The sequence below is a fragment of the Amycolatopsis nalaikhensis genome (genome assembly GCF_030264295.1).
In the GTDB taxonomy this organism is placed as follows: Bacteria; Actinomycetota; Actinomycetes; order Mycobacteriales; family Pseudonocardiaceae; genus Amycolatopsis; species Amycolatopsis nalaikhensis.
In genome coordinates this window covers 6,716,151-6,738,492 of the sequence record NZ_CP127173.1, presented here as the reverse complement: position 1 = coordinate 6,738,492, position 22,342 = coordinate 6,716,151, and the positions used below count along the sequence as shown (strand labels likewise).

The window sequence follows — 22,342 nt, the reverse complement described above, 5'->3', positions numbered from 1 at the left end:
TCTTGACGTCCCGGAGCGCGGCGGGCTTGGAAAAAATCACTCGGCGGGGATCGGCGGGAACCCCTGCTCGGCGGGGAACCGCTGCCGCAGGGCCAGGTACTCGGTCGGCGTGAGGCCGGTGAAGTCCTTGAACTCGTTGGCGAGGTGGGCCTGGTCGAAGTAGCCCACCGCGTGCGCGAAGGCCGGCCAGTCGACCGGACGCGGCCCGTCCACGGACAGGATCAGCCGCGCGAAGCGGTAGATCCGCGCGACCCGTTTCGGGGTGACGCCGACGTGGGACTTGAACTGCGCGGCCAGGTGGTTGACGCTCACCCCGGCGGCCTCGGTCAGCGCACCGACCGGCACCGCGCCGTGGCAGGCCGCCAGCTGCCCGCCGGTGTGCCGGACCAGGTCGAGGCCGCGGGCGGGCGCGTCGGCCAGGCGCGACCGCAGTTCGTCCTCCAGGACCTGCAGGGCCGCCGGGCCGGAGCCGAGCTCGCCGACCTGGTTGCGGATCCGGTCGACGGCCCGTCGCCAGACGTCGTCGACCGGCACCCACCGGTCCCGCAGCTCGCTCGCCGGCACGTCGGTGAACGGCGAAATCCCCCACGGCTTGAAGTGCACGCCCACGAGCCGCACCGGCGTCGGGTACTCGAAGCGGAAGCGCCGCGTCCACACGCCCATGAACCACCCGTCGGTCAGCACCGCCGGGGGCACCGAAGGGTCGGAGTCCCACAACCGGACGGGGCCGCCCAGGTTGACGAACAGGTGGGCCGACGGCATCGGCGGGACGGTCATCGCCCGGTGGCGCGGCACCCCGGTCAGGCAGTAGACGTCATCGACGAACCGGTCGAGCGGCGGGGCGGGCACGCGGCCGACGTAGTCCACCGGCTCACCGGGCGGCGCCGGCCCGGGCCCCCGCGCGGCCGAAGCGCATCACCCCGTCGTCGAGGCGGTTGAAGCGCATGTCCGCCAGGTCCAGCAGGTAGTTCTGGCGCATCATCCAGGGCCGTCGCCCGCCCTGCTTCGGCAGGCCGGGGGCGGCCCGTTTGATGTACCCCGACTGCAGGTCCACGATCGGGCGCGGCTCGCCCGCCGAAGACGCCGAAGACGGGTCCGGGACGCAGTATGCGAACCCGCGGCTGTCCAGGTGCGCAAGCAGGCGGCACACGTACTGCGAGGTCAGGTCCGCGCGCAGCGTCCACGAGTTGTTCGTGTAGCCCACGCACCACGCCAGGTTCGGGATCCCGCCGAACATCATGCCCTTGTAGGCCCGCTGCTCCCCCGGCTCGATCGCCCGGCCGTCGACCTCCAGCGCGATCCCGCCGAACGCCACCAGCTTCAGCCCGGTCGCCGTCACGATCACGTCCGCCTCGAGCAACCGGCCCGACGCGAGCAGCACGCCGTCCGCGGTGAACCGCTCGATCCGGTCGGTCACGATGTCCGCCTTGCCCGAGCGCAGCGCCCGGAACAGGTCCGCGTCCGGCACCAGGCACAGCCGCTGGTCCCACGGGTCGTACGACGGCACGAAGTGCGGGTCGACCGGGATCGACTCCGGCAGCTGGGCCGCCACGCGCTTGCGCAGCGCCAGGGCCGCGCGGTCCGGCAGCCGCCGCATCAGCTGGAAGAACAGCGTCCCCATGACCACGTTCTTGCCGCGCACCAGCCGGTGCGCGAGCTTCTCCGGCAGCAGCGCGCGGAGGCGATCGGCCAGCGCGTCGTGGCCTGGGCGCGCCACGATGTACGACGGCGACCGCTGCAGCATCGTCACGTGCGAAGCATCCGAAGCGAGCGCCGGGACGAGCGTCACCGCCGTCGCACCGCTGCCGATCACCACCACCCGCTTGCCCGTGCAGTCCAGCGACGCGGGCCAGTGCTGCGGGTGCACGATCTCGCCGCGGAACTCCGCCCGGCCCGGGAAGTCGACGACGTGCCCGGACTCGTACGAGTAGTAACCACTGCACAGGTACAGGAACCGGCACGTGAACGTCGCGCCATGCTCGGTCGAGACCGTCCACCGCGCGTCGGCCGACGACCACGACGCCCGCATCACGCGGTGGCCGAAGCGGATCCGGTCGACGACCCCGTGCGCGGCCGCCGTCTCCCGGATGTAGCTCAGGATCGACGGCCCGTCCGCGATCGCTTTCGGGTTCTTCCACGGCCGGAACGGGTAGCCGAGGGTGAACATGTCCGAATCGGACCGGATGCCCGGGTAGCGGAACAGGTCCCAGGTGCCGCCGATCGTGTCCCGCGCCTCGAGGATCGCGTACGTCTTGCCGGGCAGTCGCTCCTGGATCCGGCACGCCGCACCGACCCCGGACAGCCCGGCCCCCACGATCAGGACGTCCACGTGCTCGGCGGTGGTCATGGACGTCAGCGTAACGGCCCCTACAACCGCACCACCTTCGTCGCACCGAAGCTGCCCTTCAGCGGCACCTCGACGGACTTGCCGCGGACCGTCACCGTGACGCTGTCCTGCGTCTGCGTCGGGTCCGAGACGGCCAGCTCGCGCCGCCCGAGCGCGACGGACGCGGGCCCGGACACGGTGACGTCGTCGACCGAGCCCGCGGCGAAGAAGTTGGCCAGCAGCGTTCCGTCCGCCACCCGGACCGCCTGCACGGTCGCGGTGTTCGCCCGGACGTGCCACGCCCAGGACGCCGTCAGCGTCCCGAGCACGGACGCGCCCGGCAGCACCGCGTACGCGTACGTCGCGTCGACCGGCTGCACGCCGTGCTCCAGCACCAGCTTCTGGTAGCGGCGCGTGTTCGGCGTCGTCGTGCCCTTGGTGTTGGCGCCGGTGTCGATGTCGCGCCAGGCGCCGGTCCGGTCTTCGCGCAACGCCGTCACCGAAGCGTCGTCGAGGTGGACGTATCCACCGACGTTCTCGAGGTGCACCCAGCGCGGCTTGCGCAGCGCGCACGCCTTGCCGAGGTCGGTGGCGATCCGGCGGCCGTCCGCGAGGAGCGCGCCGCCACCGCCCTCGCCGAGGTTGCGGTTCTCGATCGTCGTGCGCACGGCGTGGCCGGAGGTGTCGGTGATCCCGGCGCCGAGGCAGACGATCCCGTTCGGCGTGAAGAACCACGACTTCTTGGCGACGAGCGAGCCGTCCCAGGACTTGAAGTCCATCGCCCAGGCGCCGTGGCGCGCGTCCCACCGGACGCCGCCGGTGTGCGGGTTCGGGCCCACCGGCACGCCGCCGAACTTCGGGTCGGCCGGGCCGTCGTTCTCGGTCGTGCCCGGCAGCAGGAGCGGGTCCACCGTCGGCCAGTACGCGTCGGTGTAGTGGCCCTTCGCGTTCGGCAGGAACGTGTAGAGCACGCCGTCGCCGACGTAGAAGCCCTTGAGGTTCTGGCCGTTGATGGCTTCGTAGCGCGAGATCCGCGTCGAGCTGACGCCGAGGGAGGCCGACCAGTCCTCGGTGACGTGCACCAGCCGGTCCTGCTGGCCGAAGATCCGGTGCGTGGCCGTGACGCGCGCCGGGCGCGCGCCCGAGTCGAGCATGTCCTGCGCGAACTCGATGCCCGGCGTCGCCACGAGGTCCGGGCCCGGCGCGAACCGTTCCGGGTCCGGGATCTTCAGGAACGGCGCGTACTCGCCTTCCTTGATCCACTTCGCGGCGAGGGCGTTGAGGTCCGACTTCGTCTTGCCCGACGCCGTCCGCGCCAGCACGAGCGTCGCGACGGTCAGCTGGTGGCCGATGTCGTGACCGGTCTCCCCCTGCCGCGACAGCATCCGGCCGCGCACCGGCTCCATCAGCGCGCCCGCGTAGACGAACGGCGCGAAGCTGTCGGCGACCAGGGCGTAGATCTTGTCCTTCAACGCCTGCGGCAGCGCGTACTCGGTGCCCTGCGTGACGTGGATGGCCCCGGCGAGCGCGGTGAGCAGCACGATGCCGTAGTGCCCGGGGTACGGGATCGTGTCGTGCTGGATGAAGGAACCGTCGACGTGGAAGCCGTCCCCGGCCGCGCGGTCGAGCTTCGCGACGACGCTCGCCGCACCGCCGCCCGCGACGTCGGTGAGCGCGTCGATGCCGGTCTTGATCCAGGCGGTGTCACCGAGCATCGCGCCGGACACGATGGAGATGAGCGCCTTGTCCGCGCGGTTGGCGCCGGTCTCGATCACCGACGCGTTGTTCGCGCGCCGGTTCGGGTCACCGACGAACCGCTTGACCGGCCGGAGGTAGCGGGCCAGTTCGTCGGCGGTCAGCTCGTCGGCGACCACCGAAAGCGTGTGCAGCAGGTAGTACGGGATGCCGATCTCGTAGGTGTACCAGTTGCCGATCTCGCCGACGTTCTCGTTGTACTGGCTGGCGTAGATCAGCTCGAGCGCGGCCTTGATCCGGTCGAGCACCGCCGGGTCGCCGGCCAGCGCGCCGCCCGGCGTGCCCCAGTCGACGGCGATCGCACGCAGCCGTGCGTACATCGACGTCGTGTAGTCGCTGCCCGGGCCGAGTGGCAGGTCCGTCCACAGTGGAGCACCACCCCCGGCGACGGACATGCTCGCGTGGTAGGCCTTGGCGACACGACCGAGGTTGGCCAGCGCCTCGGTGCGTTCCGGCGACGGCCGGTTGATGCCGGTCTGCAGCTGCCGGTAGGCGGCGACGATCGGCGCGGTCGCGGCCGGTACCGCAGTTCCGGTCACGGCCACCGGGGTGGCCGCCGACGCGAAGGCGGGCCGGGTGAGCAACACGGTCGAAGCGGCCGCCAGCGCGCCGCCGCGCAGGGCGATTCTCCGGTTCACGGGCATGACAATGCCTCCCAGGAAGATCCTCGGCTTGCGGGGAAAGGGGAACGGGATTCGGTTGTGCGGCGGCGGAAAAGATGTCGTGAGTGGCAATTAGGGTTCTAACCCGAATTGCCACTCACGACGGGGTCAGCGGGAGCCGTCGGTGCGGCGGGGCAGCTGCCAGGGGTTGGCCTCCTGGAGGGGTTCGGGCAGCAACGCGTCGGGGAAGCCCTGCCAGGCGATCGGGCGCAGGAACCGCTCGATCGCCGCCGTGCCGACGGACGTCGTCGTCGGGGCGGTCGTGGCCGGGTACGGGCCGCCGTGCTGCTGGGCCCAGCTCACCGTGACGCCGGTGGGCCAGTCGTTCCACAGCAGCCGTCCGGCGATGCGGGCCAGCGACGGCAGCACCGGCCGCAGCCAGTCCACATCGGACTCCTCGCCGTGGATCGTGGCGGTGAGCCCCGGTTCGACGACGTCGAGCAAGCGCAGCAGCTCGGCCTGGTCGGCGTAGGTGACGATCAGCGACGCCGGCCCGAAGCACTCCTCGTGCACGGTGTCGCCGCCCTCGAGGAACTGCTTGCCGGTGGTAGCCAGCAACGTCGGCGTGAACGCGGGCGCGGAAGAAGCCGACGAGGACACGACGTCGACCCCGGGCACCTCCCGCAGCTGCGCGAGCTTGTCGGCGTACCCGGCCGCGATGCGGTCGTTCAGCATCGGCTGGGCCGCCGCGCCGTCGAGCGCGTCCTTCAAAGTCGAAGTCAGGCCGTGGTCCTCCGGCAGGAACAGCAGGCCCGGCTTGGTGCAGAACTGCCCGGCGCCGAGCGTGAACGACCCGGCGTAGCCCTTGGCGACGGCTTCCCCGCGCGCGGCGATCGCCGCCTCGGTCACGACGACCGGGTTGACGCTGCCCAGCTCGCCGTAGAACGGGATCGGCCGCGGCCGCGCGTTCGCGATGTCGAACAGGGCCCGCCCGCCGGGGATCGACCCGGTGAACGACGCCGCCCCGAGCCGCGGGTCCTTCAGCGCCGTGACGCCTTCCTCCTGCCCGAAGATCACGTCGAAGATGCCTTCCGGCGCACCCGCGCCGATCAGGGCTTCGCGCACGATCCGGCCGGTCAGCGCGGACAGCTCCGGGTGGCCGGGGTGGGCCTTGACGATCACCGGGCAGCCCGCGGCCAGCGCGGACGCCGTGTCGCCACCCGCGACGCTGAACGCGAACGGGAAGTTGCTCGCGGCGAACACCAGCACCGGGCCGATCGCGACCTTGACGCGGCGGATGTCCGGACGCGGGCCCATGGGCCAGTCCGGGTCGGCGTGGTCGACGGTGGCGCCGAGGAACTCGCCGTCGGTCAGGACCTCGCCGAACAGGCGCAGCTGGAACGTCGTGCGCTTCAGCTCGCCGCGCAGCCGGGGCGCCTCGGGCAGGTGGGTCTCGGCGTGGGCCAGCGGGACGAGGTCGTCCGCGGCGGCGTCGAGCGCGTCGGCGGCGGCGACCAGCCAGCGAGCGCGCTCGGCCGGGGTCGCTTCGGCGGCGGGGCGGGCGGCCGCGGCGGCCCCCGGGAGGATCTTCTCGAGCGTCACGGCGTCGGTGGCCTGGCTCATCAGGGGAACAGCTCCTCAGTTCTCGTGGGCGGCGGCGGTGGCCGTTTCCAGGTCGGGCCAGCGACCCGGACCGGCCAGTCCGAGGTGGTACAGGTGCAGCTCGGCCGCGCCCGCCTTGGCCAGCTCGCCGACGTAGGCGGCGATGTCCGGCACCGGCGCGGCGGCGACCGCGGTGATGTAGCTGCCGATCGCGACCCGCTCGGGCAGCGCCTCGCGAGCCGCGGCGACGGCTTCGGCACCCGTGGCGGGCGCCCAGCCGAACACTACGACCGCGTCGACGTCGTCGGCAGCGGACGGCGTCAGCCCGGGCAGCGCGCCGGTGACCCACGGGTCGAGCGCGCCGTGCAGCACGATCCGGACGCCCGCGGGCAGCTTCGCGAGCACGGCGGCCCGCAGCTCGTCCGTGGCCTGCTGCCGGGTGCGCAACAGCAGCTGGGTCAGCTCGGGCGGCAACCGGTCCCCGGTGACGCCGAGGTCGCCGGTCGCGATCAACCGCCGGACCTCCTCGACGAGCTGGGCCCGGACGGTCTCCGCGTCGACGTCCCACGAAGCAGCGCAGGCGTCGCAGCAGCAGATCGACAGCAGCCGGGCCACCGCGGGCGCCCACACGCCGTCGGTCTTCTCGTGCTGGTGCTGGTGTACCGCACCGAGCGGCCCGCAGGCTTCGAGGATCACCGACGACAGCTCCAGCCCGGCGACGGACTCGGCGACGACGGTCGCGGCGTACTCGCGCACCGCGGGCTGCGCCGGGCACAGCGCCCACGGGTACGGCTCGCCGAAGCAGTTGCGCACCACGACGTCCGGGTGCTCGTAACCGAGCTGGGAGTTGTGGGTCAGCACGATCCAGGCGGCCGCCGGGATCCCGGCTTCGGTGAGCAGCCGGACGGCGTCGCCACCGGAGTCCTCCGCAGTCACCCAGTCCGGAGTGGACGGACGCAGCGCGCCCCATCCCTCGGAAACCGGCCGGTAGAACGCCGCGTGCCGAGCCACGACCGCGATCCGCGACGGCGACCACGGCGTCGCCGCGCGGGCGCTGTGGTACGACAGCGCGACGGCCACCTCGTCGACGCCCAGGTCGCGGACCCGCGCGGCGAAGCCGGACTCCAGCACGTCCCAGGGGTAGGCGTATCCCGTCACCTTCACCGGGTCACCACCTCGCCGTGTTCGGCTCGAACCCGGCCACGTACCGGCGCATGTAGGTCACGTCGTCCCGTTTGGTCAGTCCACATCGGACGTAGTTCTCGTGCAGGCGGGCCAGGGCGTCCTCGTCGAGGGTGATCCCGAGCCCCGGCGTGGTCGGCACCGCGACGGCACCCTCGCGGAACTCCAGCACACCCGGCTGGATGACGTCCTCGACCTTCCACGGCCAGTGCGTGTCGCAGGCGTAGGTCAGGTGTGGCGTCGCCGCGGCGACCTGGACCATCGCGGCCAGGCTGATCCCGAGGTGGCTGTTGGAGTGCATCGACAGGCCGACGCCGAAGCTCTCACACGTCACCGACAGCGCCTGCGTCGCCCGCAGGCCGCCCCAGAAGTGGTGGTCCGACAGCAGCACGCCGATCGCGCGGGCCCGGAAGCCCGGCTCGAGGTCGCCGTGGTTCACCACGCACATGTTGGTGGCCAGCGGCATCGACGCCTCGGCCGCCACCCGCGCCATGCCCTCGATTCCCGGCGTCGGATCTTCGAGGTACTCCAGCACACCGTCCAATTCGGATGCCACGCGGATGCCGGTCTCGACCGTCCACGCGCCGTTCGGGTCGATCCGCAGCGGGTGCCCGGGGAACGCCTCGGCCAGCGCGCGGATCCCGTCGACCTCCTGCGCGGGCTCGAAGACGCCGCCCTTGAGCTTGATCGAGCGGAAGCCGTACTCGTCGATCATCCGCTTCGCCGAACCCACCAGGGTTTCCGGCGTGGTGATCTCGCCCCAGGTGTCTTCGCGGCCGTCGACGTGCTTGCCGTACTTGTAGAACAGGTACGCGGAGAACTCGACGGCGTCGCGGGCCTTGCCGCCGAGCAGGTCGGTCACCGGGCGGCCGAGGTAGTGGCCCTGCGCGTCCAGGCAGGCGACCTCGAACAGGGAGTACACGCTCGCCACGGTCTTGCGGATGGAGAAGCCGCCGATCAGGCCGTGCGCGTCGGTCAGCACGGTGTCCGCCAGCGCCTCGGCGACCAGCCGCTGCAGGCCGGGCAGATCGAAAACGTCGTGGCCGCGCAGCCGCGGCAGCACCTTGCGCACCTCGCCGAGGAACGCGGAGTCCCCATAGGACTCACCCAGCCCGACGACGCCGTCCTCGCACTTCACCTGCACGACACTGCGCAGCGCGAAGGGCTCGTGCACGCCCATCACGTTGAGCAGCGGCGGGTCGGCGAACGCGACCGGCGTCAGCACCACGTCCAGGATCTTCATCAGCCGAGCCCCTTCAGCGTGACGAAGCCGTCCTCCACGATCTTCTCGAGCCGGTGGATCTGCTCCGGCGTCGGCTCGACCAGCGGCGGCCGGACCGGGCCGACCTTGTCGCCGCGCAGCCGGGCGGCGGCCTTGACCAGCGACACCGCGAAACCAGGCGTCTCGTCGCGCAACGCCACCAGCGGCAGGTAGAAGCCGGTCAGCAGCGCGTCCATCACGCGCGTGTCGCCCTCGCCGAGCGCGCGGTGGAAGCGGTGCGCGATCTCCGGCGCGAAGCAGTGCACCGCCGAGGAGTACCGCGCGACGCCGATCGAGGCGTACGCCTTGGCCGACACCTCCGCGGTCGGCAACCCGTTGAAGAACAGGAACTTCCGCGCCCGGTCGGTGTCCAGCGCGCGGATGGTGGTGACGATCCGGGTCATCACCTCGACGTCGCCGTAGCCGTCCTTGAGGCCGACGACGGACGGGATGTCGAGCAGCGCCGCCGCCGTCTGCGCGGTGAAGACGCCGGTGCCGCGGTGGTAGACGATCACCGGCACCGACGAGTCGCCCACGGCGTACCGGACGAAGTCGACCAGGCCCGACGGCGGCCCGGTGACCAGGTACGGCGGCAGGAGCAGGACGCCGTCCGCGCCCCCCTCCTGCGCCGCCGCGATCCCGGCCCGCGCCGAGGCGGCACCCCCGCCCGCGCCCACCCAGACCGGGACCCGGCCCGCGGCGACCTCACGGGTCTTCGCGAGCACCGCGGCGTGCTCGGCCGGCGACAGGGAGCTGAATTCGCCCGTGCCGCACGCGACGAACAGCGCGCCGGCGCCCGCCGCGATGTGGCTTTCCACGTTCTCCGCGAGCGCGTCGAGGTTGACCTCGAGGTCCTCGGTGAACGGGGTGAGGGGGAACGCCAGCAGGCCGTCCAGCGCGATCTCGGTCTGTGCCATCTGTTTTCTGCTCTCCGTTTGTCGGGTGCGGCCGGGGGTGGGCCGGCGTCGGTCAGGCGGGCACGGTCGTGCCGTCCCGCGTGGTGCGGTCGACGTCGTCGTCGGAGTTCACGGTGTCGACGATCTCATCAGTCACCGCGCTGCGCTCGGGCGCCAGCAGCCCGAGGCCGATGTACAGCGCGAGCGACACGAGGATCGGCGTCGCGATCAGGACCGTCTGGTTGGCCTTGAAGACGTAGTACACCAGCGCGTAGTCGATCAGGCCGCCCGCCCAGGAGATCAGCGCGGCGCGCGGGCCGCACTTGCGGAACCACGGCAGCATGCCCAGCAGCAGCGGGATCGAGATCGGGCCCATCAGCGCGGCGACCCAGTTGACGACGATCTGCAGCACGCCACCGAGGTTCTGCGCCTGGGTGGCCACGAGCATGGTCAGGGCGACGAAGATCACCGTGGTGATCCGGGCGGCCTTGAGGCCCTGGACGTCGGTCCACTGGCGGGTGCGGCGGAACATCGCCGGGATCATGTCGCGGGTGATCACCGCGGAGATCGCGTTGGCGTCGGAAGAGACCATCGCCATGGTGTGCGAGAAGATCCCGGCCAGCACCAGGCCGACCAGGCCCGGCGGCAGGAACGTCGTCGTCATGATCGCGTAGGACTGCGTCGGGTCCTTGACGCCGGGGATGAGCAGCGGCGCCGCGAACATCGGGAACATCAGCACCAGCGGCCACAAAAGGTACAGCGCCGACGAAAGCCGCGCGCCGCGCCGGGCTTCGTGGGTGTTCGGCGCCGCCATGTAGCGCTGCGCCAGGTTCCACATGCCTCCGTTGTACTCCAGCGTCTTCACGAGCACGTAGACCAGCAGGAAGATGGTGGTGTACTTGGACGTGACGGGGTCGACGTGGCCTTCGGGCAGCTTGTCCCACATCGTCCAGAGCGCGGAGATGCCGCCCAGCTTGCCGAGCACGACGACGATCATCACGATCGCGGCGATGGCCTGGATGACGAACTGGCCGAAGTCGGTGAGCGCGTCGGCCCACAGGCCGCCGATGGTGCAGTAGACGAGGGTGACCGCGCCGGTGATCAGGATGCCCAGGTTGTAGTCGAGGCCCGCGAAGACGTGCAGCAGCGTCGCGACGGCGAACCACTTGGCCGCGATGTCGAAGATCTTCAGCAGGCTGCCGCTCCAGGCGAGGGCCTGCTGCGTCGGCACGTTGTACCGCTTCGCCAGGTACTCGAGCGGCGACGCGACACCGAGCTTCGAGCGCAACCGGTTCCAGCGCGCGGCGAACAGCCAGCTGCCGATGCCCACGCCGATGCCGATGCTGGCGAAGCCCCAGAAGTAGACGGTGACGCCGGAGGTGTACGCGACGCCCGCGTACGCGACGAAGAGCACGGCGCTGTAGCCGGACATGTGGTGCGAGATGCCGGCCAGCCACCACGGCATCTTCCCGCCGGCGGTGAAGAAGTCCTTCACGTCGCTGACCCGTTTGTGCGACCACCAGCCGATCACGATCATCAGCGCGAAGTACGCGCAGATCATCGTCCAGTCGAGTGCGTGCACCGCAGGCTCCCTTCCGCGTCCACGTCGATGCGGTCTCGAACGAGATGTTCACATCCATGAACAGAGTCTGTTATAGTGATTATGTTCATCCATAAGAACGTTGTTCGGGACGCTAATATGGCCGGAGTCACAAGTCAACGGCCGGACGGAGGCACACAAATGCCGCAGAAGGTGGACAACCCGGTGGCGGCCGACGGCGCCCCCGCCGAGTCGTCGGGCGTGAAGTCCGCGCGCCGGGCCGTCGACCTCATCGAGACGTTCGCGGCGAACGACGTCTGGCTGTCCCTTTCGGACCTCCACGCGCGCACGGGCTTTCCGCGCTCGTCGCTGCACGGCCTGCTCCGCACGCTGCTGGAGGCGGGCTGGCTGGAGGCCGACGCCAACACCGCCCGCTACCGCCTCGGCGTCCGTGCGCTGATCTGCGGCACGGCGTACCTGGACCGCGACCCCGTGGTCCCGTTCGCCACCGAGGCGCTCGAGCGGATCCGCGAGAAGACCGGCTTCACCGCGCACTTCGCGCGCCGCAACGGCACCGAGGTCGTCTACCTGGAGACGCGCGAGTCGCAGCGCTCGACGCACCTCGTCTCCCGCGTCGGGCGCACGCTGCCCGCGCACGCGACCGCGCTGGGCAAGGCGTTGCTGGCCGAGCTGACGCACGACGAGATCGAGGCGCTGATGCTGCCGGCGACGCTGACCGCGTTGACCCCGAACACCATCACCACGCTCGAAGGCCTGCACGCCGAGTGCGCCGCGACGCGCGAGCGCGGGTACGCCGCCGAGGTCGAGGAAGGCACGCTGGGCGTCCGCTGCGTCGCCGCGGTGATCCCCTACCGGATCCCGGGCACGGACGCGATCAGCTGCTCGATGCCGATCGCCCAGGTGACCGACGCCGACGCCCAGCGCGTCGGCGAGCTGCTCGCCGAAACCACCGCCGAGCTCGGGCAGCAGCTGCGCCGGGCCGGAATTCGCTGACCGCCGCCCTGATCGAGAGGAACACAATGACGGACCAGCGCGTGCTCATCACCGGGTCGGCGGGCGTCGTCGGCACCTTGATGCGGCCCCGCTTGAAGCGCGACGGCCGGGTGCTGCGCCTGCTCGACGTCGCCCCGCAGACGGCGTCGGACGCCTCCGAAGAGATCGTGACGGCGTCGGTCACCGACGCGGCGGCGATGGCCTCGGCGTGCGAAGGCGTCGACGCGGTGATCCACCTGGGCGGGCACAGCCGCGAGAACTCGTGGGAAGCGACCCTGGACGTCAACATCAACGGGACGCACACGGTGCTGGAGGCGGCGCGTCTTGCCGGAGTCCAGCGCGTGATCCTGGCGTCGAGCAACCACGCGGTCGGGTTCCGGCGGGTCGACTCCGACCTCCCGGCGGATTCGTCACCGCGCCCGGACACGTACTACGGCGTCTCGAAGGCGGCGATCGAGGCACTGGGCAGCCTGTACCACTCGCGGTTCGGCATGGACGTGATCGTGATCCGGATCGGGTCTTGTTTCGAGACGCCGTTGCCTCTGGGACCGAGGGGCCTCACGACGTGGCTCTCCCCCGACGACGGTGCCCGGCTGTTCGAGGCTTGCCTTTCCGCGCCGTCGCCGGGGTATCGGCTGATCTGGGGCGTCTCGGACAACACGCGGCGGATCTACTCGCTGGAGGAAGCGGAGGCGCTGGGCTACAAGTCGCACGACAATGCGGAGGTGTACGCCGAGCAGCTGGCTTCGAAGCCGGGCCCGACGGGGATCGCGGCCGAGTACGTCGGCGGCCCGTTCTGCACCGCGCCGCTGGGTGTCTTCAACCCGCTCTGATGAGTTCCGGGAAGCCGCGGAGGTAGTAGTACCTTGGCGGCTTCCCCGGGGCCGGTGCCGGGGCCAGGGTGGCGCCCATGATCTTGAGATCCCGCCGCGCGCGGAAGTGGACCATCGTCGTCGCGAGTGCGCTGGTGCTCGTCGTCGCCGCCGCGGTCACGCTGTTCGAGGTGTCGAAGTCGCGGACCTTCCAGTTCTTCGGCACCCTCGTGAACCGCGTCGAGACCGACCAGAAGATCGTCGCGCTGACCTTCGACGACGGGCCCGATCCCGCCGGGACCCACGCGATCCTCGACACGCTTCGCGAGCGCGAGGTCCCGGCCACCTTCTTCCTCATCGGCCGGGATATCGCCGCCCACCCGGAACTCGCGAGGGACATCGCCGAGGCGGGGCACGAGATCGGGAACCACAGCTTCTCGCACGAGCGGATGATCGGCGTGACGCCCGCCTGGGTCGCCGACGAGGTCGAAGCCACCGACGCGCTCATCCGCGTCACCACCGGCCGCACCGGCGAGATCCTCTTCCGGCCACCGAACGGCAAGAAGCTCTTCGCCCTCCCCCGCTACCTCGCCGAGCACCACCGCTCGACGATCACGTGGGACGTCGAGCCGGACTCCGAAGGCACCCCGGACGCCGCGGCCATCACCACGGCGACCGTGAACCAGGTCCGGCCCGGCTCGATCGTGCTGCTGCACGCCATGTACGGCTCGCGCGAGCCGACCCGCCAAGCGCTCGGGCCGATCCTCGACCAGCTCACGCAGCGCGGCTACCGGTTCGTGACCGTGTCGCGGCTGCTGGCAGCTCGACGCTGACCACCCACTCGCCGTCGCGCGGGCCGAAGGACAACGCTCCCCCGGCCTGCTCCGCCAGCCCGGCCAGCCCGTAGCCGCCGCCCGTGCGTGGCGTGCCCTTGAGCGGGTTCCGCGCGGTGATCGTCACCCGCTCGCCCACCTCGACGTCGAACCGCAGGCGGACGCCGGAACCGTTGTGGCGCAACGCGTTCACCGCCGTCTCGGCGACGAACCGCTCGGCCAGCTCCCGCACCGGCGGCGGCAGCGCGGGCAGCACCGGGTCGCGGTCGAGGACCAAGCCCGCGGTGCGCAGCCGGGCCAGCACCTCCGCGAGGTCCGGTGCGCGGTCGGCGTCTTCGCGCAAGTCGTCGAGGGTGCGGCGGACCAGCGTCAACGCGCCGCGCCCGGCCGCCAGCAACGTGTCCAGGCGCGCGCGGTCGGCGTCGGTCAGGTCGCCGACCGCGCGCAGCGTCTCCGCCTGGACGAGCATCACGGCCGTGGTCTGGGCGAGCGTGTCGTGCAGCCGCCGGGCGGCGCGCTCGGCCCGGTCGGCGAGCGCGCGACGGCGTTCGGCGCCCAGCAGCCAGGCGACGGCGCAGACCGTGACCGCGAGAACCGTGCCGTCCAGCGGGCCCTTCGCCGGGAACACCGCGGCGCCGACCGCGAGGGCCGACGACGCCGCGAGCCAGCGCTGCGGCGTGCTGTACAGCGCGAGCAGCACCGGCACGTACATCGTGTTGCGCGGCTGGTCGAGCAGCAGGTGCCCGGCCGTGGCGAGCGTGACGACCACCAGCACGGCCGACGGCGCCCGGCGGGACCACAGCAGCGGAACCAGCTGCACCGCACTGAGCAGCGCCGCGACCCAGCCCTGGTGCGGGGTCCAGGCACCGCTGGCGAAGAACACCGCCGCCGTGGCGGCCGTCGTGACGAAAGACTGGCGCATGCGCCGACAGTAGAGTGCGGACATGATCCGGGTGCAGGTCGTCGACGACCACGCGTTGGTGCGCGAAGGCATCGCGCTGATCCTCGGCGCGCACTCGGACCTCGACGTCGTCGCGCAGTACGCGAGCGGGCCGGAGCTGCTCGCTTCCCGCGTCGAGGCCGACGTCGTGCTGCTCGACCTCTACCTGCCCGGCATGGACGGTCTCGAAGTCCTGCGGCGGCGCGGCCCCGCGGGCCCGCGGGTGCTGATGCTGACCACGGTCGGCCGTCCCCGCGAAATCCGGCAGGCCCTCGACGCGGGCGCGGCGGGCTTCGTGCTGAAGGACTCCTCCGGCGACGAGCTCGCGGCCGCGGTCCGGGCCGCCCACCAGGGCGTCACGGTGCTGAGCCCGGCGGCGGCTTCGGCGTTGAGCGCGGGCGGCGCGCTGACCCCGCGCGAACGCGACGTGCTGGAGCTGCTCGGCGAAGGACTGTCCAATCGCGACATCGCGGCCCGGCTGCGGCTGGCCGAGCGGACGGTCAAGGTCCACGTCGGCAACGTGCTGGCCAAGCTCGGCGTCACCAGCCGCACCCAGGCCGCGCTCCTGGCCAGGGACTGACGAGCCGGCGGGCTAAGTCCCGTACGCGGCCATGAACATGTCCAGCAGCGCGTCGACGGCCACCTCGTCGACGACGCGCGTCGACAACAGGTGACGGTAGTAGAGCGTGCCGCACAGGACTTCCGCCGGGAACGTCAGGTCGACACCGCCGACGAGCTCGCCGGTTTCCTGGGCCCGGGTGATCCGCGCGAGCGTGCTTTCCTCGACCGTGCGCAGGAAGCGGTCGTGCAACGTCGCCCGCAGCGTCTCGTCGGCCTGCGCCTCGGCGATCACCGCGCGGTAGACGGGCCCGATCGGCGGGGAGGCGAGCGCGGGTGCCGAGCGCAGGAACTGCTCGCGCAGGTCGGCGCGGACGTCGCCGGTGTCGTGGTAGTCGAGGTCGGTGGTCCACGCGCGGCTGAGCGCGTCGAGCAGGAGCGCGGCCATGCTCGGCCAGCGCCGGTAGATCGTGTGCTTCCCGACGCCCGCCCGGCGCGCGACGGCTTCGATGTTGAGGCCCGCGTACCCGACCTCGGCCGCCAGTTCGAGCGTGACCTGGAGCAGTTCGTCGGTCCGGGCGGCGCCCCGGCGGCGCGGTTCCTCGGCCATGCACCCGATCTTAACGGCACGCACCGTGCCATTGACAGCCTCCTCGCCGGCCGTCCATGATGACGCTCATCGGCACGTACCGTGCCGATAGAGAGAGGAGAATCCCATGAGTACGTTCACGGCCGAAGAGCGCGCCGCGATGAAGGAGCACGCCAAGGAGCTGAAGACCGCCGCCCGCCGGGCGTCCCAGGCCGACAAGGCAGCCCAGGCGGAGCGCGACGTGCTCGCGAAGATCGCCGAAATGGCGCCGGCCGACCGGGTGCTGGCCGAGCGCGTGCACGCGGTCGTCACGGCGAACGCCCCGGTCCTGGAGCCGAAGCTGTGGTACGGCATGCCGTCCTACGCCCTGGACGGCAAGGTCGTCTGTTTCTTCCAGAGCGCGGAGAAGTTCAAGGCGCGCTACGCGACCCTCGGCTTCAGCGACCAGGCGAACCTCGACGACGGCGAGATGTGGGCGGCGGGCTTCGCCCTCACCGCGGTGACTCCGGCCGTCGAGAAGAGAATCGCCGAACTGGTGACGCGAGCGGTGAGTTGAGCGGCCGCCGGGCTTGTACGGCTCCTGTACGAGCCCGGCTTACCGTCGCACGCCATGTGGAAACTGCTCCCCCTCGGCGTGTTCGCCGCCCTCGCGGCCACCGCGTTCACCGCGCCCGACGCCGGCGCGGCCACCAAGACCTACTACGTCGACCAGGCGCTCGGCAGCGACAGCGCCGCCGGAACCCAGGCGGCGCCGTGGAAGTCCCTCGCCAAGGTCGCCGCGACGACACTCAACCCCGGCGACACCGTGCTGCTGCGCCGCGGCCGCACGTGGAGCGGCGGGCTCGCCGTCAAGGGCTCGGGGTCGGCGTCCGCGCCGGTGAAGATCGGCGCCTACGGCGACGGCGCCCGCCCGATCGTCCAAGGCAACCAAGAAGCGTGTGTGAACCTGCCCGGCGACTACGTCTGGGTCCAGGACCTGCAGGTCGGCGTCGCGGCCGACGCCGGGCGCTGCTCGTGGGCCGGCGTCGAGGTCGGCGGCGACCACGACAAGGTGCTGTCCAACTACATCACCGGGGCCGGCGCGGGCGTCTACATCGCGCCGTCCGCCGACGGCACCGAGGTGACCCAGAACGACCTCGTCGACAACAACCACATGACCGTCGTGACACCGGGCGGCAACGACGACTCCGGCGCGTTCGCGATCCTGGTACAGGGCAACGGTTCCGACATCGGCTGGAACCGGATCAGCGGCTCGATCGCGGTCAGCGACGACTTCGGCGGGCTGGACGGCGCCGCGGTCGAGATCTTCTACGGCTCGGACAACGTCATCCACCACAACATTTCCGAGGACAACGAGTCGTTCACCGAGCTGGGCACCGACGCCGCTGACCCGGACGGCGTGTCGCGCAACAACGTCTACGAGTACAACGCGGTCTTCGGAGCCAAAACCCGCGGCGGCATCGTGACGCGCGGCGCCGAGGACGGCAACGGCCCGGTGACGGGCACGGTGTTCCGCAACAACTCCGTGCGGCTGAGCAACGCCGAGTCCGAGGGTTTCGTCTGCTACGGCGGCTGCACCAACCAGACGTTGAAGCTGACGCAGAACGTGATCCAGTCGGCGATGAAGGTCGGCTACGCGGACACCGGCTGGACGGCGACGGACCACAACGTCTTCTACGGCGGCCAGCGCCAGTTCACCCCGGGACCGACGGACAAGATCGCGGACCCGAAGTTCACGTCGGCGACGAACTTGACCCTGACATCGGGCAGCCCGGCGATCGGCCTGGGCACGACGAAGTACGCGGACATCGACGTCGACGGCAACCCGGTCGGCACCCGGATCGACGCGGGCGCGTACCAGTTCACTCCGTGACGTAGCGGGTCAGCATGGCGACCAGCTCGTTCTCCAGCCGGGCCGGGTCGACGGGTTCGTGGTCGGCGATGAGCTGGTGGACGACCAGCTCCGTCGTCGTCACGACGAGCCGGGCCGCCGTCTCCGTGTCCGCCACCCGGACCTCCGGGTGCGTGTCGAACAGCTCCTGCATGTAGGAGACCAGGGACTGCTTCAGCCGCGCCACCTTCTCTAGCAGCTCGGTCGAACGCGGTGCCTGCTCCATCAGCAGCCGGAGCAGCTGCGGGTCGCCGAGGTGGGACTCGATCGCGCCGCGCACGAACACGCGGAACACCTCCTCGATCGGGCCCGGCAGCTCCTGGCGCTGGATCCGTTCCGTGACCGCCGAGCCTTCGTCGAGGTGGCGCATCAGCAGCTCGGCCAGGATCGCGTCCTTGTTCGGGAAGTACTGGTACAGCGAGCCGATGGAGAGGCCGGCCCGCTCGGCGATGCGGTTGGTGGTGCCCGCGGCGTAGCCGTGCTCGGCGAAAACGTGAGCAGCCGCCGTCAGGATCCGCTGCCGGGTCAGCTCGGCGCGGACTTGACGCGGCTGTTTACGTGGCTGGATGCGGCGCTCGCCCGATGTCACGGCACCCTCCTGGAAAGCGAGTAGTCAAGATCTGAGTATTTGCTCATAATTGTGCCATGACCAGCACAAACACGCTGAGCCGAGTCACCATGGCCGAGGTGCGGTCCCGGATCGGCGAGCCCGAAGCCATGATCGAAGCCAAGATCGGCGACCGCGTCGACCGGTACGCCCGGCGCTTCATCGCCCACTCGCCGTTCCTCACCCTGGCCACCGCGGACGCCGCGGGCCGCGCCGACTGCTCGCCCCGCGGCGACTACCCCGGCTTCGTGAAGGTCCTCGACGACCGCACGCTCGCGCTGCCCGACCGGCCCGGCAACAAGATCGCCGACTCCTTCCGGAACATCGCCGAGAACGACGGCGTCGGCCTGCTGTTCTTCGTCCCCGGCATGCGGGAAACCCTGCGCGTCAACGGAAGCGCGTACATCACCGACGACCCGGACGTGCTCGCCCGGATGCGCACCGAGGCGAAGGCGCCGATCCTGGCGATCGTCGTCGACGTCACCGAGGTGTACTTCCACTGCGGCCGCGCGCTGATCCGCTCGCGCCTGTGGGACCCGGCGAGCCAGGCCCTCGCCGCCGAACTGCCCTCGGCCGGCGAGATCGCCGCCGACCAGATGGGCGCCGACCCCGAACTCCTCGAGCAGCTGCTCGAAGACGGCTACCGGAAGCTGTACTGACGATGCAGAAAACGATCCTCGAACGCGTCGAGCACGTCGCCGACGACGTCGTTTCCCTCCTCCTGCGCGGCGACGAAGGCCCGCTGGCGCCGTGGGAGCCCGGCGCGCACATCGACCTGGCGTTGCCGAACTGGCTCACCCGGCAGTACTCGCTGTGCGGCGACCCCGGCGACCGCTCGGCCTACCGGATCGCGGTCCGCCACGACCCGCTGAGCCGCGGTGGCTCGGAGTACGTCCACCTGTTCCTGCGCGAAGGCCGGACGCTCGCGGTTTCCGAGCCCCGCAACCACTTCCCGCTGCGGCCGGCGGCGGAGTACCTGTTCCTGGCCGGGGGCATCGGGATCACGCCGATCGTGCCGATGCTGCGCGCGGCCGTCGAGTCCGGCGCCGAGGCGACGCTCGTGTACGCCGGCCGGTCCCGCGCCACGATGCCGTTCGCCGCGGAGCTGGTGGCCGCGTACGGCGACCGCGTGCGCCTGTTCCCCACCGCGGAGACCGGGCGCCCGGATCTCGCCGCCCTGCCAAGGAACGCGGAGGTCTACTGCTGCGGCCCGGCGTCCATGGTGGACGCGGCCGAGGCGCTGTTCCCCCGCGTGCACACCGAACGCTTCCAGCCGACGCGCCGGGTGTTCGCGCCCGACACGCCCTTCGAGGTCGTGTGCGCCCGGTCCGGCGAGACGCTCCAGGTGCCGGTCGACGAGTCGCTGCTGGACGTGCTGAACCACCGCGGCCGCCCGGTGCCGTCCGCGTGCCGGGAAGGGGTCTGCGGCAGCTGCGAGATCGGCGTCCTCGACGGAGAGCCGGAGCACCGGGACGACATCGGCGCCCCGGCGGGCCGGATGTACCCGTGCGTGTCGCGCGCGTGCTCGCCCCGGCTGGTGCTGGACGTCTGATGATCCCGAAGGTGCGCCGCCCGAAGACGCGGCGGATGCTCACCCTGGAGGTCCGCGCGAACACCGCGCCCAGCCCCTCGTTCCGGACCGTCACCCTCGGCGGGCCCGACCTCGCGGACCTCGAACCGGCGGGCTACGACCAGGCCGTGCGGCTGTTCTTCCCGCGTGCCGGCCAGGACGGGCTCCGGATGCCGACGCTGGACAACGAAGGCTGGATGGCGCAGCTGCTGATGCTGCCGAAGAGCCGTCGCCCGTGGGTGCGCAACTACACGATCCGGCGCGCGCGGCCCGGCGAGATCGACATCGAGTTCGCGCTGCACGACGGCGACGCCCCGGCGGCCGAGTGGGCCCGGCGCGCCCGGCCAGGCGATCCGGCGGGCGTCTTCGACATGGGCGTCGGCTACCTGCCGCCGCCCGGGGTGTCGTGGCAGCTGCTCGCCGCGGACGAAAGCGCGGTGCCCGCGGTGCTGGCCATCCTCGACCACGCCCCCGCCGACCTGGTGGCGGAGGTGTTCCTGGAGGTGCCGTCGGCGGCGGACGTCCGGGAGGTCGAGGCGCCGCCCGGGGTGCGGGTGCACTGGCTGCCCCGGTCGCGCGCCGGCGCCCGTCCGGGCCGGCTGGCCCTCGACGCGGTCCTCGCGGCCGAGTTACCCGCCGGGCGGGCCTACGCGTGGGTCGCCGGCGAGGCCGCGCTGGCCACCGGCGTGCGCCGCCACCTGGTGCGGGACCGCGGCTGGGCGAAGTCCGACGTCGCGTTCCTCGGCTACTGGCGCCACGGCCGCGCGTCGCCGGGCTGAGTCACTGCCCGACGCGGCCGTCGATCCGCTCGCGCAGCAGGTCGGCGTGCCCGTTGTGGCGGGCGTACTCCTCGATCATGTGGACGAGCACCTCCCGCAACGGCGTGCGGTCGTCGTCGTGGCCGCGGACGCCGAGGTCGGGGGCGGTTTCAACGAACCGCTCGGCGAACTCGACCTCGGCCTGCCACAGCGCCCAGGCCTGCTCGACCATCGCCGGGTCGGCGGTGACGTCGTCGAACTCGGCGTTCCCGGTGAAGTGCTCCGGGGTGCGCTCGCCCGCCATGACCTCGCGGAACCAGTAGCGCTCGACCTCGGCCAGGTGCCGGACCAGGCCGAGCAGCGAGAGGTTCGACGGCTCGACCGAGCGCCGCGCGAGGCCTTCGGCGTCGAGATCGCGGCACTTGAGCCGCAGGGTGAGGCGCCGGTCGCGCAGGTAGCCGACGAGCATGCCGCGTTCGGAGTTCTCGAACCCGCCGTCGGCGCGGGGGTCGTCGTCGGGGTGGACGAACATGTCCCACCAGCCGAAGGACCGGGTGGGCTGGGTGGTGTCGGCCATCCCCGGATCATCGACGGTCGGGCGTGACCGCCGCCACCGGTTTTCCGGCGGGTCGCGTACCATCGCGGACAGCCTCGACGTCGAGGAGGCAGGCGTGGGCGAACTCGGGCTGGCCGACACGAACGGCATCCTCGCGCTGCCCTGGGTCCGCCCCGAACGCACGAGCGCCGGGCTCGGCTGGGACCGGGTGTACGTCTCCAAGCAGCGCGAACGTCCGTACCGCGCCGAGTTCGGCGCGGCCGCCAGCCACCAGCTGATCCTCCACCTGGACGGGCCGGTCACGGTCCGCCGCGGCGTCGGGACGGCGCGCGAGCAGAGCCGCCGGATGCCGGCGGGCGGGTTGTTCCTGCAGCCGTCGCACGCGGAGCTGTCGGTCGAGCTGGGCGGCGCGCTCGACACGGTGCACGTCTACCTGGCCGACGACGCCGTGCAGGAGGCCGCCGGCGAGGGCGCGCCGGTCCGGCTCGCCGAGGAGCTCGGCAGCAGCGACCCCCTGCTCGAGCAGCTGGTCCTGAGTCTCGACGGCGTGGTCCGCGACTGGGAGCCGAGCGCCCGGACGTACGCCGACCAGCTCGGCGCGCTGGTCGCGGCCCAGTTGGTCCGCCGGCACCGAGCGGGCCGCGCACCCGAGACTGTTCCGGTTCGCGGCTTGTCCGACCAGCAGTTCACCCGCGTCCGCGACCTGATGGCCGAGCGCCTGGCCGAGCCGGTGCCGTTGGCTGATTTGGCGGCGCTCGCCGGGTTGAGCGTGAGCCAGTTTTCGCGGCAGTTCAAGGCGCGGACGGGGTTGCCGCCGCATCGGTTCTTGCTGCGGTTGCGGGTCGAGCGGGCGGGCCTGCTGCTGCGCACCGGCGACGATCCGATCGCGGAGATCGCGGTTCGGTGCGGGTTCTCGCACCAGGAGCACCTGACGCGGGTCTTGCGCGCTCAGCTCGGGACTACGCCTGCGGCCCTGCGCCGGGCGGGTTGAGGAAGCGCGGGGCGGGCTGAGCGGGCTGAACGCTCGGCGGCCCGCCAGGCGGGCTGGCT

22 protein-coding genes are annotated in these 22,342 nt (G+C 71.7%); 10 read left to right on the top strand and 12 right to left on the bottom strand.

From position 1 onward, the window contains the following. Positions 1-36 precede the first annotated feature (36 nt). From QP939_RS32945 to QP939_RS32910, 8 genes are all read right to left on the bottom strand, one after another. Positions 37-867, bottom strand: coding sequence for an AraC family transcriptional regulator (locus QP939_RS32945; RefSeq protein ID WP_285450129.1), 831 nt, complete (start codon positions 865-867; stop codon positions 37-39). A 4-nt stretch (positions 868-871) separates the two neighbouring features. After that, a complete protein-coding gene (locus tag QP939_RS32940) occupies positions 872-2,347 on the bottom strand; it encodes a flavin-containing monooxygenase (RefSeq protein WP_285450128.1) in 1,476 nt (491 codons plus the stop codon). A 20-nt stretch (positions 2,348-2,367) separates the two neighbouring features. Beyond that, a complete protein-coding gene (locus tag QP939_RS32935) occupies positions 2,368-4,725 on the bottom strand; it encodes a polysaccharide lyase 8 family protein (protein WP_285450127.1) in 2,358 nt (785 codons plus the stop codon). Positions 4,726-4,851: 126 nt separating this feature from the next. Continuing rightward, positions 4,852-6,306, bottom strand: a complete 1,455-nt coding sequence (locus QP939_RS32930) for an aldehyde dehydrogenase (NADP(+)) (protein WP_285450126.1) — start codon at positions 6,304-6,306, stop codon at positions 4,852-4,854. 15 nt (positions 6,307-6,321) lie between these two features. Further along, entirely contained in the window at positions 6,322-7,449 is a 1,128-nt protein-coding gene (locus tag QP939_RS32925; protein WP_285450125.1) for a hypothetical protein, read from the bottom strand. A gap of 4 nt (positions 7,450-7,453) precedes the next feature. After that, entirely contained in the window at positions 7,454-8,710 is a 1,257-nt protein-coding gene (locus QP939_RS32920) for a glucarate dehydratase family protein (protein WP_285450124.1), read from the bottom strand. Beyond that, complete coding sequence (locus QP939_RS32915) at positions 8,710-9,645, bottom strand: 5-dehydro-4-deoxyglucarate dehydratase (protein ID WP_285450123.1); 936 nt, start codon at positions 9,643-9,645, stop codon at positions 8,710-8,712. Before QP939_RS32915 ends, QP939_RS32920 begins: the two co-directional genes overlap by 1 nt. 52 nt (positions 9,646-9,697) lie before the next feature. After that, entirely contained in the window at positions 9,698-11,206 is a 1,509-nt protein-coding gene (locus tag QP939_RS32910; RefSeq protein WP_285450122.1) for a sodium:solute symporter family protein, read from the bottom strand. Between the two features lie 159 nt (positions 11,207-11,365). Here QP939_RS32910 and QP939_RS32905 point away from each other — a divergent pair, with 159 nt between their 5' ends. The 3 genes from QP939_RS32905 to QP939_RS32895 all read left to right on the top strand — a co-directional run bounded on the left by QP939_RS32905 (position 11,366) and on the right by QP939_RS32895 (position 13,823). Beyond that, on the top strand, positions 11,366-12,178 hold the full coding sequence (locus QP939_RS32905) for an IclR family transcriptional regulator (protein ID WP_285450121.1): 813 nt from the start codon (positions 11,366-11,368) through the stop codon (positions 12,176-12,178). A gap of 26 nt (positions 12,179-12,204) precedes the next feature. Then, positions 12,205-13,011 carry an NAD-dependent epimerase/dehydratase family protein gene (locus QP939_RS32900; protein WP_285450120.1) on the top strand — a complete coding sequence of 269 codons (807 nt, stop codon included), beginning with the start codon at positions 12,205-12,207 and terminating at the stop codon, positions 13,009-13,011. Positions 13,012-13,088: 77 nt separating this feature from the next. Continuing rightward, positions 13,089-13,823, top strand: a complete 735-nt coding sequence (locus tag QP939_RS32895) for a polysaccharide deacetylase family protein (RefSeq protein WP_285450119.1) — start codon at positions 13,089-13,091, stop codon at positions 13,821-13,823. Here the strand turns inward: QP939_RS32895 and QP939_RS32890 are convergent. Further along, positions 13,765-14,745 (bottom strand): histidine kinase, encoded by a 981-nt coding sequence (locus tag QP939_RS32890; RefSeq protein ID WP_285450118.1) that lies wholly within the window; start codon positions 14,743-14,745, stop codon positions 13,765-13,767. The genes QP939_RS32895 and QP939_RS32890 overlap by 59 nt on opposite strands. A gap of 22 nt (positions 14,746-14,767) precedes the next feature. On the opposite strand from QP939_RS32890, the gene QP939_RS32885 reads away from it, so the two are divergent. After that, on the top strand, positions 14,768-15,343 hold the full coding sequence (locus QP939_RS32885) for a LuxR C-terminal-related transcriptional regulator (RefSeq protein WP_285450117.1): 576 nt from the start codon (positions 14,768-14,770) through the stop codon (positions 15,341-15,343). 12 nt (positions 15,344-15,355) lie between these two features. On the opposite strand, the gene QP939_RS32880 is transcribed toward QP939_RS32885, so the two are convergent. Next, positions 15,356-15,931, bottom strand: a complete 576-nt coding sequence (locus tag QP939_RS32880) for a TetR/AcrR family transcriptional regulator (protein ID WP_285450116.1) — start codon at positions 15,929-15,931, stop codon at positions 15,356-15,358. Positions 15,932-16,037: 106 nt separating this feature from the next. On the opposite strand from QP939_RS32880, the gene QP939_RS32875 reads away from it, so the two are divergent. Both QP939_RS32875 and QP939_RS32870 read left to right on the top strand, forming a co-directional pair. After that, entirely contained in the window at positions 16,038-16,466 is a 429-nt protein-coding gene (locus tag QP939_RS32875; RefSeq protein WP_285450114.1) for an iron chaperone, read from the top strand. Between the two features lie 54 nt (positions 16,467-16,520). Beyond that, a complete protein-coding gene (locus tag QP939_RS32870) occupies positions 16,521-17,783 on the top strand; it encodes a right-handed parallel beta-helix repeat-containing protein (RefSeq protein ID WP_285450113.1) in 1,263 nt (420 codons plus the stop codon). Here QP939_RS32870 and QP939_RS32865 read toward each other — a convergent pair. Further along, the gene (locus tag QP939_RS32865) at positions 17,773-18,390 is read right to left on the bottom strand and encodes a TetR/AcrR family transcriptional regulator (RefSeq protein ID WP_285450112.1); all 618 of its coding nucleotides are present in this window, start codon (positions 18,388-18,390) and stop codon (positions 17,773-17,775) included. The genes QP939_RS32870 and QP939_RS32865 overlap by 11 nt on opposite strands. 56 nt (positions 18,391-18,446) lie before the next feature. Between QP939_RS32865 and QP939_RS32860 the strand changes: the two genes are divergently transcribed. The 3 genes from QP939_RS32860 to QP939_RS32850 are packed head-to-tail and all read left to right on the top strand — an operon-like array spanning position 18,447 to position 20,757. Continuing rightward, complete coding sequence (locus QP939_RS32860; protein ID WP_285450111.1) at positions 18,447-19,067, top strand: MSMEG_1061 family FMN-dependent PPOX-type flavoprotein; 621 nt, start codon at positions 18,447-18,449, stop codon at positions 19,065-19,067. Positions 19,068-19,069: 2 nt separating this feature from the next. Continuing rightward, positions 19,070-19,960, top strand: a complete 891-nt coding sequence (locus QP939_RS32855; protein ID WP_285450110.1) for a PDR/VanB family oxidoreductase — start codon at positions 19,070-19,072, stop codon at positions 19,958-19,960. Next, positions 19,960-20,757, top strand: coding sequence for a siderophore-interacting protein (locus QP939_RS32850; RefSeq protein WP_285450109.1), 798 nt, complete (start codon positions 19,960-19,962; stop codon positions 20,755-20,757). Before QP939_RS32855 ends, QP939_RS32850 begins: the two co-directional genes overlap by 1 nt. Before the next feature lies 1 nt (position 20,758). On the opposite strand, the gene QP939_RS32845 is transcribed toward QP939_RS32850, so the two are convergent. Next, a complete protein-coding gene (locus QP939_RS32845; protein ID WP_285450108.1) occupies positions 20,759-21,313 on the bottom strand; it encodes a DinB family protein in 555 nt (184 codons plus the stop codon). Between the two features lie 94 nt (positions 21,314-21,407). Between QP939_RS32845 and QP939_RS32840 the strand changes: the two genes are divergently transcribed. Then, positions 21,408-22,283: a helix-turn-helix domain-containing protein gene (locus QP939_RS32840; RefSeq protein WP_285450107.1), complete on the top strand. Its 876-nt coding sequence runs from the start codon at positions 21,408-21,410 to the stop codon at positions 22,281-22,283. Positions 22,284-22,342 lie beyond the last annotated feature (59 nt).